The organism is Paracoccus gahaiensis, assembly GCF_005048225.1.
GTDB lineage: Bacteria > Pseudomonadota > Alphaproteobacteria > Rhodobacterales > Rhodobacteraceae > Paracoccus > Paracoccus gahaiensis.
Map to the genome: position 1 here is coordinate 329833 of NZ_SUNI01000001.1, position 13788 is coordinate 343620.

At 69.1% G+C, this 13788-nt stretch carries 14 protein-coding genes; 5 read left to right on the top strand and 9 right to left on the bottom strand.

What is annotated here, in order from left to right; translation table 11 throughout:
• Positions 1 to 2 precede the first annotated feature (2 nt).
• The 4 genes from FA743_RS01635 to FA743_RS01650 all read right to left on the bottom strand — a co-directional run bounded on the left by FA743_RS01635 (position 3) and on the right by FA743_RS01650 (position 3576).
• Positions 3 to 461 (bottom strand): FixH family protein, encoded by a 459-nt coding sequence (locus FA743_RS01635; protein WP_136884128.1) that lies wholly within the window; start codon positions 459 to 461, stop codon positions 3 to 5.
• Positions 458 to 1873, bottom strand: coding sequence for a cytochrome c oxidase accessory protein CcoG (ccoG, locus tag FA743_RS01640; RefSeq protein ID WP_136884129.1), 1416 nt, complete (start codon positions 1871 to 1873; stop codon positions 458 to 460). The genes FA743_RS01635 and ccoG overlap by 4 nt, the downstream gene beginning before the upstream one ends.
• 75 nt (positions 1874 to 1948) lie before the next feature.
• Complete coding sequence (locus FA743_RS01645; RefSeq protein WP_136884130.1) at positions 1949 to 2902, bottom strand: nickel/cobalt transporter; 954 nt, start codon at positions 2900 to 2902, stop codon at positions 1949 to 1951.
• Positions 2899 to 3576, bottom strand: coding sequence for a DUF1007 family protein (locus tag FA743_RS01650; RefSeq protein WP_136884131.1), 678 nt, complete (start codon positions 3574 to 3576; stop codon positions 2899 to 2901). The genes FA743_RS01645 and FA743_RS01650 overlap by 4 nt, the downstream gene beginning before the upstream one ends.
• 145 nt (positions 3577 to 3721) lie before the next feature.
• Between FA743_RS01650 and FA743_RS01655 the strand changes: the two genes are divergently transcribed.
• The 3 genes from FA743_RS01655 (at position 3722) to parE (ending at position 7499) form a co-directional block, all read left to right on the top strand.
• On the top strand, positions 3722 to 4696 hold the full coding sequence (locus FA743_RS01655) for an alpha/beta fold hydrolase (protein WP_246054778.1): 975 nt from the start codon (positions 3722 to 3724) through the stop codon (positions 4694 to 4696).
• 67 nt (positions 4697 to 4763) lie between these two features.
• Positions 4764 to 5420 carry a glutathione S-transferase family protein gene (locus FA743_RS01660; protein ID WP_136884132.1) on the top strand — a complete coding sequence of 219 codons (657 nt, stop codon included), beginning with the start codon at positions 4764 to 4766 and terminating at the stop codon, positions 5418 to 5420.
• A gap of 117 nt (positions 5421 to 5537) precedes the next feature.
• The gene (gene parE, locus FA743_RS01665; RefSeq protein ID WP_136884133.1) at positions 5538 to 7499 is read left to right on the top strand and encodes a DNA topoisomerase IV subunit B; all 1962 of its coding nucleotides are present in this window, start codon (positions 5538 to 5540) and stop codon (positions 7497 to 7499) included.
• Here the strand turns inward: parE and FA743_RS01670 are convergent.
• Positions 7496 to 8221, bottom strand: a complete 726-nt coding sequence (locus FA743_RS01670; RefSeq protein WP_246054807.1) for an AbiU2 domain-containing protein — start codon at positions 8219 to 8221, stop codon at positions 7496 to 7498. The two genes, parE and FA743_RS01670, sit on opposite strands and share 4 nt — an antisense overlap.
• Before the next feature lie 5 nt (positions 8222 to 8226).
• Positions 8227 to 9093, bottom strand: a complete 867-nt coding sequence (gene hemF, locus FA743_RS01675) for an oxygen-dependent coproporphyrinogen oxidase (RefSeq protein WP_136884135.1) — start codon at positions 9091 to 9093, stop codon at positions 8227 to 8229.
• 79 nt (positions 9094 to 9172) lie between these two features.
• On the opposite strand from hemF, the gene FA743_RS01680 reads away from it, so the two are divergent.
• The gene (locus FA743_RS01680; protein ID WP_136884136.1) at positions 9173 to 9589 is read left to right on the top strand and encodes a hypothetical protein; all 417 of its coding nucleotides are present in this window, start codon (positions 9173 to 9175) and stop codon (positions 9587 to 9589) included.
• 89 nt (positions 9590 to 9678) lie between these two features.
• On the opposite strand, the gene FA743_RS01685 is transcribed toward FA743_RS01680, so the two are convergent.
• From FA743_RS01685 to clpS, 3 genes are read right to left on the bottom strand one after another with little or no spacing between them, the layout of a single operon-like run.
• Positions 9679 to 10485: an SDR family NAD(P)-dependent oxidoreductase gene (locus FA743_RS01685; protein WP_136884137.1), complete on the bottom strand. Its 807-nt coding sequence runs from the start codon at positions 10483 to 10485 to the stop codon at positions 9679 to 9681.
• Positions 10482 to 11492, bottom strand: coding sequence for a class I SAM-dependent methyltransferase (locus FA743_RS01690; protein ID WP_136884138.1), 1011 nt, complete (start codon positions 11490 to 11492; stop codon positions 10482 to 10484). The genes FA743_RS01685 and FA743_RS01690 overlap by 4 nt, the downstream gene beginning before the upstream one ends.
• A 4-nt stretch (positions 11493 to 11496) precedes the next feature.
• Positions 11497 to 11814 carry an ATP-dependent Clp protease adapter ClpS gene (clpS, locus tag FA743_RS01695; protein WP_136884139.1) on the bottom strand — a complete coding sequence of 106 codons (318 nt, stop codon included), beginning with the start codon at positions 11812 to 11814 and terminating at the stop codon, positions 11497 to 11499.
• A gap of 252 nt (positions 11815 to 12066) precedes the next feature.
• Here clpS and FA743_RS01700 point away from each other — a divergent pair, with 252 nt between their 5' ends.
• The gene (locus FA743_RS01700; protein ID WP_246054780.1) at positions 12067 to 13767 is read left to right on the top strand and encodes a D-alanyl-D-alanine carboxypeptidase family protein; all 1701 of its coding nucleotides are present in this window, start codon (positions 12067 to 12069) and stop codon (positions 13765 to 13767) included.
• The last annotated feature ends 21 nt before the right edge of the window (positions 13768 to 13788 follow it).

Below are 13788 nucleotides of genomic sequence, written 5' to 3' on the forward strand. Positions count from 1 at the left end.
TCTCAGCTCCCCACGTAAAGCGGCAGGCGCAGGCGCACCTGCGTGCCATCCGCCGCCTCGGCGGTCAGGTCGGCATTCCAGTTGCCCGGGGCCAGCCGCACCTGTCCGTGCCAGCGGCCCGCCGCCTCGGCCAGCAGCCGGGGATGCTGGTCGGCCTGCAGATGCGTGGGCCGGCGCAGGACCAGCGCCAGCGCGCGCGGCCTGACCCCCTGCCCCTCGGCATCCTGCAGGGTCAGCAGCAGCCGGTCGCCGTCCAACGACAGGGCGGCGGTCCAGCCGAGGGCGGCCTGGGCCGCACGCTCGGCCTCGAATTGCTGCGAGGCGATATAGGCGCTGCGCGTCTCGAGCCCGGGAAAGCTGCGCACGGCCTGGAAGGCCATGACCAGATTGACGCCGATGATCACGGCAAAGGCCCCGACCGTGATGGCCAGCACGTGGCGGCCGGTAAGTTCGCGGGTCATTCGGCGTCCCTTCCATGAAAGACGGTGTCGATCTCAGCCCGAGCCGGGCTGCCGGGATCGCGGGCCGTCAGGATGACGGGGGTGGCGCCGGTGCCCGCCAGCGGGCTGCCCGGCGCCGCGGTCAGATAGACCCGGCGGGTCAGGGTCTGGTCGGGTGGCACGGTGATGGCGCCGTCCGTCTCGCCCTCGACGCTGACCTCGATCGCGCCCGGGGCCTCGACGGCGATGTCATAGCGCACCGCCTCGTGCTGCTTGTTGCGCAGGCGCAGCTCATAGGCGTTGCGGACCGCGCCGTCCGACAGGGTGACGAACATCGGGTTGCGCACCGGCGTCACGCTGAGATCGATCTGCGAGCGCAGGACCAGCGCCGTGGCCAGCAGCACGCCGATGCCGGACCACAGAGTCGCATAGATCAGGGTGCGGGGGCGCAGCACATGGCGCCAGGGGCTGCGGGGGGCGGTGCCGGCGCGCTCGGCCGTCTCGTCGGACAAGGCCAGATAGCCGATCAGCCCGCGCGGGCGCCCGGTGCGGTCCATCATCTGGTCGCAGGCATCGATGCACAGCGCGCAGGTGATGCATTCCAGCTGTTGCCCGTCGCGGATGTCGATGCCCGTCGGGCAGACGGACACGCAGGCCAGGCAGTCGATGCAGTCGCCCGCCCCCTCGCCCTTGCCGCGCGGCTCTCCGCGCCAGTCGCGATAGGCGACGGTCAGCGTGTCCTCGTCCATCATCGCGGCCTGGATGCGCGGCCAGGGGCAGGCATAGATGCAGATCTGCTCGCGGGCGAAGCCGCCGAAGAGGAAGGTCGTCGCGGTCAGGATGGCGATGGTCATCCAGGCGACGGGTGGCGCCGACAGGGTCGCCAGATCGCGCGCCAGCGTCGGCGCGTCGGTGAAGTAGAACACCCAGGCCCCGCCGGTCAGCACCGCGATCACCAGCCAGACCGCCCATTTCGCCCCGCGCAGCCCGGCCTTGCGCACCGACCAGCCCTGCCGGTGCAGGCGGATGCGGGCGTTGCGGTCGCCCTCGATCCAGCGCTCGACCAGAATGAACAGGTCGGTCCAGACGGTCTGCGGGCAGGTATAGCCGCACCAGACCCGCCCGAGCGCCGAAGTGAACAGGAACAGCCCGAGCCCCGCCATGACCAGCAGGCCCGCAACGATGTAGAATTCGTGCGGCCAGATCTCGATGCCGAAGAAGAAGAAGCGCCGATGCGCCAGATCGACCAGCACGGCCTGATCGGGCATGGCCGGACCCCGGTCCCATCGCAGCCAGGGGGTGATGTAGTAGATGGCCAGCGTGACCGCCATCACCGCCCATTTCAGGCTGCGGAACCGCCCGCTGACGCGCTTGGGAAAGATCGGCTCGCGGGCGGCGTAAAGGCTGGGCGGGTCCAGCTGCGGGGTGGTCATGGCGGACTCCTGTTGCGCGTTGCGCCATCTAGGCCCCGCGCGCGCCGTCCGTCCTTGACCTGCATCAATCCCCGGCTACAGCAGCACCGCCACCGAGACCGCCGCGATCAGCGCCCCGGCCCCCAATTGCATCGCGCCGGGCAGCCAGCGCGCCGTCTGCGCCCAGGGGCCCGTCTGGGGCAGCAGCGCAAAGCTGCCCCGTCGCGCCCAGACCGCCAGCCCCGCGACGGCCAGCGTGACCGTCGCGGTGCCCAGGCCCATGGCGAAGGTTCCCAGAATGCCGGTGCCGAAGATCCCCATCCGCCAGGTCAGGATCAGCAGGAACAGGGCGCCGGTGCAGGGACGCGCGGCGATGGAGGCCACCACCAGTAGCCCGTCGCGCAGGGACCGCGTCTCGGCCAGCTGCCGGGGCGTCGGGCCATGCGCATGGCCGCAGCCGCACGCGGGGCCGTGATCGTGGTCGTGGTCGTGGTCGTGAGAATGCGCGTGATCGTGGGAATGGCCGGGGACGCCATCCCGTGCGGCCTCATGCCGCAGCATCTTCAACCCGCGCAGGGCCAGCCACAGCCCGACCAGCGCGACCAGCACGGTGCTGATCCGCGCCATATGGGCCTCGGACAGGTCGGTCAGCGCCTCGCGACCCAGATCCAGGATCGTGATGCCGCCCCAGACCAGCGCCACCGCCACGCCCGCCTGCGCCAGCGACGATGCCAGCGACAGTCCCGCCAGCCGGGCCAGCGGCACCTGCGAGCCAAAGCCATAGCTTCCGATGACCAGCTTGCCATGACCCGGCCCGACCGCGTGAAAGACCCCGTAGCCGAAGCAGACCCAGACCAGCGAGGCCGTGGCGCCCGGATCACCCGCCCTGAGCGCCCGCAGCGCGCCCGCCATCAGGTCCTGCGCCGCGCGCTGCTGCAGGGCGGCCCACCGCTCCAGCCCGGTCAGCCCGCCCGACAGCCACAGGGCCATCAGGATCAGCCCGGCCCCGAGCCCGACCAGCGCCAGCACCCGCCACAACCCCCTGCTCATGGTGCGTCCCCGCAGCGCAGATGGATCTCGTCCGCGCCCGCCGCGCCGATATCGACGACCAGCATCTCGGGGGTCATCGCGCCCTCTGCCTCGTCCAGACCCTCGGCCACCGCGCGGGCATAGGCATCGGCGGCGGCGAAGGGATCGCCCACGCGCTGATCCACCGCGCAATCCGCGCCCCGGATCACCGGCGGCGCGGGAATGGCGAACTGCACGTAATATTCCGGATCGTAGACCCTGAGCCGCAGGGGCTGCGCACCGTCCAGAGGCTGGGCCAGCGGCCGGACATGGGACGAGATCAGCCGCCCGTCCTCGTAGCGCGTCGGCAGATGGCGAGGCGCCTCCAGCGCGACGGGGGCTCCGTCGACATCCAGATAGAGGCGCCCGTCGAACCCTTCCTCCCAATCGGCATCGAAGCCCTGCAGGGCCGCCTGCTCATCGGGCGTCAGCACCCCGTCGCCATCGGGGTCGAGGCCCAGATCCTCGATGATCAGCAGCGAATAGAAATCGTCATAGGCCCATTCGACGGTCACCTGCGTCAGCGCCCCGCCCGGGTCATAGTCCAGCGCCAGCCCGGCATCGATGAAGACATGCGGATGGGCCAGCGCCGCGCAGGGCAGCGCCGTCAGCAGGGCGGCGGTCAGGAACTTGGCGGGCAGGGTCATCGCGGGCATGGGGGCGGCACCTTGGCAATCTCGGCCCGTCCAGTTACCCCCGGCGCTGCGGGCTTGCAAATCACCGCCGCGCCAGAGGTCGCAGGCGCGGAACCCAAAGGCCCGGGCGCGGTTGCGCCCGGCGCCGCAACTTCAGGATGACACGATGGGCTTGGGACGACGGATGAGGCTGGCCTTGGGCCTTGCCGTGCTGGGGATGGGACTGGCGGGGTGCGGGCGGGCGGTCGATGCCCGCGCCGGCGCGCGCGAGGCCGGGTTCGAGGCGCAGTTCCCGCCCACCGGCCATCTGCTGGAGGTGGGCAGCACCACCATCCATGCCCATGTCGAGGGCACGGGCCCCGACCTGATCCTGCTGCACGGCGCCAGCGGCAACAGCCGCGATTTCACCTTCGATCTGGTGGACCGGCTGAAGGACCGCTACCGCGTCATCGCCTTCGACCGGCCCGGCCTCGGCTGGTCCGACCCCATCGGCGCGCAGACCGCCAATCCCATCGCACAGGCGGAACTGCTGCGCGCCGCCGCCGACCAGCTGGGCGTGCGCGATCCCATCGTGCTTGGCCACAGCTATGGCGGCGCGGTGGCGCTGGCCTGGGCCGCGCGCGCGCCCTCGGACACGGCGGCGCTGGTGATCGTCTCGGGCGCGACGATGCCTTGGCCGGGCGATCTGACCGGCTGGTACGCCTTCATCGGCACGCCCTTGGGCGACCGGGTGGGGCCGCCCCTGCTGACCGCGCTGGCGCCCCTGGCCTTGGGCGACGCGATCATGGCGGGGATCTTCGCGCCCCAGCCCCTGCCCCCGGGCTATGCCGACTATATCGGCGTGGGGCTGGCCGTGCGGCGCGAGAACTACCGCGCCAATGCCGCCCAGATCAGCGGGCTGCGGCCCTATCTGCGGGTGATGGCCCCGCTTTATCCGCAGCTGACCCTGCCGGTCGAGATCCTGCATGGCGACCAGGACACCATCGTGCCCGCCTTCGTCCATGCCGAGCCGCTGGCCCGCGCCCTGCCCGATGCGGCGCTGACGATCCTGCCCGGACAGGGCCACATGCCCCAGCACGGCGATCCCCAGGCCATCGTCGACGCCATCGACCGCGCCGCCGCTCGCGCGGGCCTGCGTTAGGCGCCTGCGCTGAGGGGTTGCGCATCGCGCCCCCGCGCCGCAGGCTGCACAAAACAAGGAAATCCCCATGCTGATCCTTCACGGCGTCACCCGTTCCCGCGCCTCGCGCGTCATCTGGCTGTGTCACGAGCTGGACCTGCCCTTCCGGCAGGTGCCGGTGATCCAGGCCTACCGGCTGGCGGATGCCGAGGCCGAGGACGCGCCCCTCAACACCCGAAGCCCCGATTTCCTGGCGCTGTCGCCGGCGGGCGCGATCCCGGTGATCGAGGACGAGGGGCTGGTCCTGTCGGAATCGCTGGCCTGCACGCTGCATCTGGCGCGCAAGCATGGCGGCCCCACCGGCCCGCAGGACTATGCCGAGGATGCGCTGATGGGGCAGTGGTCGCTCTATGGCGCGACCGCGATCGAGCCGGACGCGCTGACCATCCTCTATCTGCACGACCGCACCCTGTCCGAGCCCGAGGATGCGGGGCTGGTGGCCGAGGCCGCCGAACGTCTGGTCCGGCCCCTGAAGGTGCTGGAGGATCATCTGGCCACCCATGCCTATCTGATCGGCGGGCGGTTCACCGTGGCCGACCTGAACATGGCCGAGATCGTGCGCTATGCCCAGGGCTACGGCCCGCTGATGGAGCCCTTCCCCGCGATCCGCGCCTGGCTGTCGGCCTGCCAGGATCGCCCGGCCTTTCAGGCGATGTGGGCCGCGCGTCTGGCCGAGCCCGCCTAGGCGCCCAAGGATCGGGCGCCACCCATGGGGGCTGGGGGCCCGGGGGCCACAACCCCTTGCCGCCCGCCCCCGCCCCATGAGATAAGCGCCGCGATCCTTATCAGCGAGCGACCCCCGATGGCCGACGACCTTCTTTCCGGCAACGCCGCCAGCGACGCCTATTCCGCCTCCTCGATCGAGGTGCTGGAGGGGCTGGAGCCCGTCCGCAAGCGCCCCGGCATGTATATCGGCGGCACCGACGAACGCGCGCTGCACCATCTGGTGGCCGAGATCCTGGACAACTCGATGGACGAGGCGGTGGCCGGCCATGCCAGCCGCATCGAGGTCGAGTTGCTGGCCGATTACAGCGTCGTCGTGCGCGACAACGGGCGCGGCATCCCCATCGACCCGCATCCCAAGTTCCCCGGCAAGTCCGCGCTGGAGGTGATCCTGTGCACCCTGCATGCGGGGGGCAAGTTCTCGGGCGACACCTACCAGACCTCGGGCGGCTTGCACGGGGTCGGCGCATCTGTGGTCAATGCGCTGTCGGATCTGATGGTCGTGCAGGTCGCGCGCAACAAGGAACTCTATGAACAGCGCTTCTCGCGCGGCATCCCGCAGGGGCCGGTGGCCAGGATCGGCGCGGCGCCGAACCGGCGCGGCACCACCGTGACCTTCCATGCCGACGAGGAGATCTTCGGCCATCACCGCTTCAAGCCCGCGCGGCTGATCAAGATGGTCAAGTCCAAGGCCTACCTGTTCTCGGGCGTCGAGATCCGCTGGAAGTCCGAGATCGACGATGGCGAGACCCCGCGCGAGGCCACGTTCCGCTTTCCCGGCGGTCTGGCCGATTATCTGGCCGAGGTCCTGGCCGGCGCCAGCACCTATTCCGACCGCCCCTTCGCGGGCGGCGTCGATTTCCGCGAGAAGTTCGGCGTGCCGGGCAAGGTCGATTGGGCGATCACCTGGACCCCCGCCCGCGACGGCTTCATCCAGTCCTATTGCAACACCGTCCCCACCCCCGAGGGCGGCACGCATGAGCTGGGCTTCTGGACCGCCATCCTCAAGGGCGTGCGCGCCTATGGCGAGCGGGTGAACAACAAGAAGGCCGCGCAGATCACCCGCGAGGATCTGGGCGTGGGCGGCTGCGCGCTGGTCAGCTGCTTCATCCGCGAGCCCGAATTCGTGGGCCAGACCAAGGACCGGCTGGCCACGACCGAAGCCGCGCGCCTGGTCGAGGGCGCGGTGCGCGACCATTTCGACAACTGGCTGGCCGCCGACACGAAATCGGCGGGCGCGATCCTGGACTTCCTGATCCTGCGCGCCGAGGAACGCCTCAAGCGCCGCCAGGAAAAGGAGACCGCCCGCAAGACCGCCACCAAGAAGCTGCGCCTGCCCGGCAAGCTGGTCGATTGCAGCGCCACCAACCGCGAGGGGACCGAGCTGTTCATCGTCGAGGGCGATTCGGCCGGGGGCAGCGCCAAGATGGCCCGCGACCGCACCAACCAGGCGCTGCTGCCTTTGCGCGGCAAGATCCTGAACGTGCTGGGCGCGGCCTCCTCGAAGATGGGCGCCAACCAGGAGATCAACGATCTCTGCCAGGCGCTTGGCGTCAGCATGGGCACGCGCTTCAATGTCGACGACCTGCGCTATGACAAGATCATCATCATGACCGATGCCGATGTGGACGGGGCGCATATCGCGTCCCTGCTGATGACGTTCTTCTTCACCCAGATGCGCCCGATGATCGACAAGGGTCATCTGTACCTGGCCTGCCCGCCGCTCTACCGCCTGACGCAGGGGGCGCACCGCATCTATGTCTCGGACGATGTCGAGAAGGAGCGGATGATGGAAAAGGGCCTGGGCGGGCGCGGCAAGATCGACGTGCAGCGCTTCAAGGGCCTGGGCGAGATGGACGCCAAGGACCTCAAGGACACGACGATGAACCCCAAGACGCGCAAGCTGATCCGGGTCAGCATCGACGATGACGAGGGCGGCGAGACCGGCGACCTGGTCGAGCGCCTGATGGGCAAGAAGCCCGAGTTGCGCTACGAATACATCCAAGAAAACGCACGCTTCGTGGAAGAGCTAGATGTTTAATCCAGTTTAGAGAACGGACGGCACAAAAAATCTGGATATATCGAATCCAGATGCGGCAAGCGGTTTGTTCGGCTTGATGGAGCGGACATATAGTCTTTGAAGAAAGCTTCTATCCGCTCATCGAGGGCAGTTTTTCCATAGAACAGCGATCGAAGAAATGGCAGTTCGGGATGATCATTTGGCGGCCAGACGTCCAAGTGAATGCCAAACTGGATTGAGTAGATATCCTTGAGCAAATCACCCATTTCGCTCAAGGTGCTCTCAATCTCGGTAAGGCTCACCCAACCGACCCGCGCTTCCTGCTTCAGCGACGCTAGATCGGTATGTGCCAAGTGCTTGTCGCGACGTTGTCTGAGAGAATAAGCCCGATTGCAAAGATCCTCCCGGCGTTCCTGACAATGCAGGCTTATTTCTGACGCCGGAAGCTTTGAAATCATGAGGTCGAACGATAAATTCACGAACTTCGTGCGCCCGGACTTTGCCGGATCCAACAAACGGCAAAGTCCGAGGACAATTGAGTCAAATAATGCGTCTTGAATAACTCTCGACAAAGCACCCGACGCAGCATTCATAATCTCGACACGTCTGACGTCGCCATACAGACCAGCATAAGCTCGCTTTTGCTCCATGATCTGAGCAAGGTGCAACCAGCAATATTCAAAGATAGCCTCGAGAGCTTCTGCGTCGCTTAATTCGTCGAGACGCTCCCATGGACGCTTCATCAGGCTCACACCCACTTCGCCAGGGGCGGCAGGCTCATCAGGACCGCATCTGCGTTGTGGCCGGTCTCCAGCCCGAACTTGGTGCCCCGGTCGTAGACGAGGTTGTATTCGGCATAGAGGCCCCGGTGGATCAGCTGCGTGTCGCGGTCGGCCTCGGTGAAGGGGTCTGCCATGCGCGCCTCGGCCAAAGGCAGGAAGGCGGGCAGGAAGGCCTCGCCCACGGCGCGGGTGAAGGCGAAATCGGCCTGCCAGTCGTCGGTGTTCAGGTCGTCGTAGAAGATCCCGCCCACGCCCCGCGCCCGGCCGCGATGGGGGATGAAGAAATACTCGTCCGCCCAGGCCTTGAAGCGGTCGTAGTAATCGGCGCCGTGGGGCGCGCAGGCCTCCCGCAGGGTGTCGTGGAAATGCGCGGTGTCCTCGGGGTATTCGAGGCAGGGGTTCAGGTCGGTGCCGCCGCCGAACCACCAGGCGCCGGGCGTCCAGAACATGCGGGTGTTCATGTGGACCGCCGGGGCATGCGGGTTCTGCATATGCGCGACCAGGCTGATGCCCGAGGCCCAGAAGCGCGGATCGCTGTCCATGCCCGCGACGCCGCGCGCGGCCATCGCCGCCTGCGCGCGGGGCGCCAGCGTGCCATGGACCTGCGACCAGTTCACGCCGACCTTCTCGAAGACCCGGCCGCCGCGCATCACCGACATCAGCCCGCCGCCACCGTCATTCTCGCGGGTGGTGGGGGTGACCTCGAACCGGCCCGGGGCGGTGGGGCCCGCGGCGCGGTCCTCCAGCGCCTCGAAGGCCGCCACGATGCGGTCGCGCAGGGTGTGGAACCAGTCGGCGGCGTCGTGGCGTTGGTCGTCCATGGCATCGGTCATCGGTGATCCGCCTCATTCGTGATTTGCAAACCTGCTTGCGTCGGCGCTAGCATCGCCCGACCCCTTAAAGAGAGCCGTCATGCGCCGCAACACCGCCCTTGCCCTGAGCCTTGCCCTGCCCTTGGCGCTGGCCGCCTGCGGCACCCCGCAGGAACGCTGCATCGACCGCAATACCAGCGAATACCGGACGATCAGCGCGCTTCTGGCCGAGGTCGAGGGGAACCTGGCCCGCGGCTATTCCTGGCAGGAGCGGCAGGTGGTCCGCACCCGCTTCGAGCAGTGCCGCCGGGTCTATCGCGACCGGGACGGGCAGCAGCACGTCACGACCTATGGCTGCTGGCGCGACTATGTGGACAGCGAACGGTACCGGGTGCCGATCGACCCGGCCGCGGAGACGCGCAAGCGCGACGGGCTGGAGGCGCGGCAGGCGGCGCTGTCGGGGGGCGCGCGGGCTGCCGTGTCGGCCTGCCGGGAGGCCTTTCCCGAGGAGGCGTAGCGCGGTCTGGGGGCGCCGCAGGGGGGCGCTGCCCCCCATCGCGTGCCGCGATGCCCCCCGGGATATTTCGGCCAAGATGAAAGCTGGCGTCAGAGGATCTGGGCGGTGACCGGGTCGGCCAGGCTGCGGCCGCCATCGACGGTGATGATCTGGCCGGTCACGAAGCGGGCGCCGTCGCTGCAGAGATAATGCACCGTCTCGGCCAGCTCGTCGGCGGCGGCGATGCGGCCCAGGGGCGTGCCGGCGATGATCAGGGCGCGGGTGTCGGGATTGTCCTTCAGCGCACATTGCAACTCGTGCGACATGACGCTGCTGAAGCTGACGCCGTTGACGCGGATGCGGTGCGGAGCCAGCGCCAGGGCCAAGCCGCGCGTGGCCTGTTCCTGTGCAGCGCAGGCGATGGAATAGCCCAGCATCGAGGGCACCGGGCGCCGCGCCGCCAGGGTCGAGATGTTGACGATCGCGCCGGTCTGGCTGGCGGTGCCCTCGCCCTCGGCCTGGCGGATCATCCGCTTGGCGACCATCTGCGACAGGCGCAGCCCGGCCAGCATGTTCTGGCGCAGCATCTCCTCGAGCGCGTCCATGTCGGTGTCCAGGGGATCGCTGCCCCGCACGAAGCGATGCGCATTGACCAGGATGTCGACCCGGTCGAAGGCGTCCAGCGTGGCCGAGAGCAGGTTCGCCATGGCCAGCTTTTCGGACATGTTGCCCACGAAGCGGCGTACCTGCGTCTGGCCATCCTCGTAATCCGAGACGACCGAATTCAGCGCCGCCTCGTCGCCATCGGCGAACATCACCGAAGCGCCGCGCTCGGCCAGATGCCGGGCGATGGCCAGGCCCACGCCGCGCGCCGCCCCGGTCACGATGGCGGTCTTGCCCTGGATCGAGAGGGTCATCGCCGCGCGGCCTTGCGGGTCGTGGCGCTGCCCTTGCCGGCGGCGCTGGCCTCGATCACCTTGAAGCGGGTGTCGCCGGCGATCTCGTGGACCTGGCCGAAATGCTGGGCCAGCACCTGCTCGTAGGGCAGGTGGCGATTGGCGACCATCCACAGCTTGCCCGCCCCGGTCAGCAGCCGCGCCGCCGTGGCGATGAAGGCGGCGCCGAGGCGCGGATCGGCCTCGCGCCCCGCATGGAAGGGCGGGTTCATGATCACGCCGTTCACCGGCTCCTTCAGCGCGAAGTCGCGGGCATCGGCCCAGTGGAAGCGGGCGCGCGGATCCGTGACGTTCTGCCGCGCCGAAGTCAGCGCCGCGTGGTCGGCCTCGACCAGATGCAGCTCGGTGACGCCGGCGCGGGCCAGGGCCTGTGCCGACAGCCAGCCCCAGCCCGCGCCCAGATCGACGATCCGCGTGGGCAGCTTGGGCGGCAGGTGATCGACCAGCATCCGCGAGCCCGGATCGACATGATCGGCCGAGAAGACGCCGGGCAGGGTCGTGAAGCCGGGCACGACCTCGCGGGCGCGGGCCTGCCACGCCTCGGGCAGGCCTTCCGGCGGCAGGGTCAGGCGGAAGATCTTGCCATGGGCCTTGCTGATCACCTCGGTCACCGGGGCCAGCGCGCGCAGTTCCTTGAGGAGCGCATCGGCGCCGTCGGTCTTCTGCCCATCCACCCAGAGGGGCGCGCCGGGGGCCAGATGGGCGGCGGCCAGCGCCAAGCGGGCCCGGGCGGCCTCCTTGGCGCGCGGCAGGCGGACGATGGCGGTGTCGAAAGTGCCATCGACCGCCGGGCTGACGCGAAGGCCGCGCGCGGCCAGGCCGTCATGCTCGGCGACATGGCCCTGCACGATGGTCAGGTGCTGCGGGTCCAGCGGGGACAGATCCTCGGCGGCGGTCGCGCCGATGAACAGGACCTCGCCCCCGGGATGGCCATCCGGAAAGGCCAGGTCCAGTCGTGATTGGGTCACAGGGTTACTCTTTTTCCATGGTGCATTGCAGGGGATGCTGCTGGCGCCGGGCCAGTTCCATCACCTGGGCGACCTTCGTTTCGGCCACCTCGTGGGAGAAGACGCCCACCACCGCCACGCCCCGGCGATGCACGGTCAGCATGATCTCGATGGCTTGGGCATGGGTCATGTTGAACAGGCGTTCCAGCACATGGACGACGAACTCCATCGGCGTGAAGTCGTCGTTCAGCAGCAGGACCTTGTACATCGGCGGGCGTTGCGACTTGCTGCGCGGCTTGACGGCCAGATCGGACTGGTCGTCGGGCATGTCGGGAGCGGTCATCCAGTGCGTCATCGGCGGGGGTCGTTCCTGAATGCTGCGGGCGGCGGGGCGGCCGGTGCCGGCCCCTGGGGTGAAATATAGCGCAAAGCGGCCCGGATGAAAGCCCCCCGCGCGGATCACCCCGGTTCGCGCGGAAGATGAATTTAGATGGAATGCACGGTTCCAAGGAAAAAACTCCCGTGCTATTCTCATGTGATTAACGACGGGCGTGCGACAAACGACGTGCCCGCTTGAGGCAGAGAGACAGTGACAGTGAACAGATTTCCCCAAGTCTTCCGGGTGCTGCGTCAGGCCGTGCTGGCCACCCTTCTGCTGTCCCTTCCGGCAGCAGCGGCGCCCTTCGCGGCCTATGTGATGGATGCCCGGACAGGACAGCCCATCTATCGCCAGAACGCCGACACCCGGCTGCATCCCGCGTCGCTCACCAAGATGATGACGCTCTACATGGCCTTCTCGGCCATCGAGCGGGGGCAGGTCCGGCTGGATTCGCGCTTCACCATCTCCAGCAAGGCCGCCAACGAGCCGCCCTCCAAGCTGGGCCTGCGCGCGGGCCAGAAGATCGAGCTGCGCTATCTGATCCGCGCCGCCGCGATCAAGTCGGGCAACGACGCCGCCACCGCCCTGGGCGAGGGGCTGGCGGGATCCGAGCAGGCCTTCACCCAGCAGATGACCCAGATGGCCCGCGCCCTGGGCATGAACAACACCCAGTTCCGCAACGCCCACGGGCTGACGCAGGAGGGGCATTACTCGACCGCCCATGACATGAGCATCCTGGGCCGTCACCTGTTCTATGATTTCCCCCAGTATTACAACCTGTTCTCGCGCCGCACGGCGGATGCGGGCATCGCGCAGGTGACTGCGACCAACCGTCGCTTCCTGGACGACTATCCGGGCGCGGACGGGATCAAGACCGGCTACACCCGGGCGGCGGGCTTCAACCTGACCGCCTCGGCGCAGCGCGGCAACAAGCGGCTGATCGCCACGGTCTTCGGCGGCACCTCGACCGCGCAGCGCAATCAGGTGATGGCGGAACTGCTGGACAACAGCTTCCCCCGCATCCCCGACCGCGTCCGCGAGGTCAAGCCGCAGCGTCCGCGCATGCTGGTCCAGTCGACGACCCGTCGCGCCCAGGTTGCAGCCAGCCCGGCGGCGACGCAGCCCGAACCGCAGCGCATGGTGCTGCAGGCCTCGCCGCCGCCCTCGACCCGCCCGGCGGCCCAGCCTTCTGTCGCGGCCGTGGCTGCCGCCGCGCCCTCGGCGGTGGATCTGACCGAGGCGCTGCGCCGTGCAGGCGCCACGGCCCCTGCCCCGGCCGCCCCGGGAATCGCGCTGGCCAACAGCCTGCGTCCCCGTGCCCGGCCCGGCGCGGCGGCGCCCGCAAGCCCCGCCGCCATCGAAGAGGCGATCGCCACGGCGGTGGCCTCGGATGCGGCGCCGGCAGCCTCGGCCAGCCTTGCGGCCCCGGTGCTGGCGGCCTCGAACCGCCCCGCGCCCTCGCCCCGCCGCAGCGCGAGCACCGCCGCCGTGACCGAACCTCGGCAGGTCGCCGCAGCGCCCGAGCCTGCCGCCCCGCAGCCGCAGGCGGCCCCGGGCAGCCTGTCGCTGGACAGCTCGAACGCCCCCCGGCCCCGGTCCGAGACGGTGATTCTGGCCGCGATGGGCGAAGGCGATCTGGGCAGCCCCGAGGCGCTGGAGGTCGTGCGCCGCCCGACCGACAGCGGCCGCAACTGGGGGGTCTCGCTTGGCCTGACCACCTCGCAGGCCGAGGCGGACCGGCTGCTGCTGGGTCTGGCGCTGCAGGACGGCAACCTCTTCGGGCGGGCCAGCCGTCAGGTGGCCAATACCAACCGGGGATTCGAGCCGCGATTCGGCAACCTATCCAAGGGACATGCCGAACTGGCCTGCGAGCGCATGCACAGCCGCTCGCGCCCCTGCACCGTCGTCGGGAACTGATCCCCGACGTCTCGGACTCGC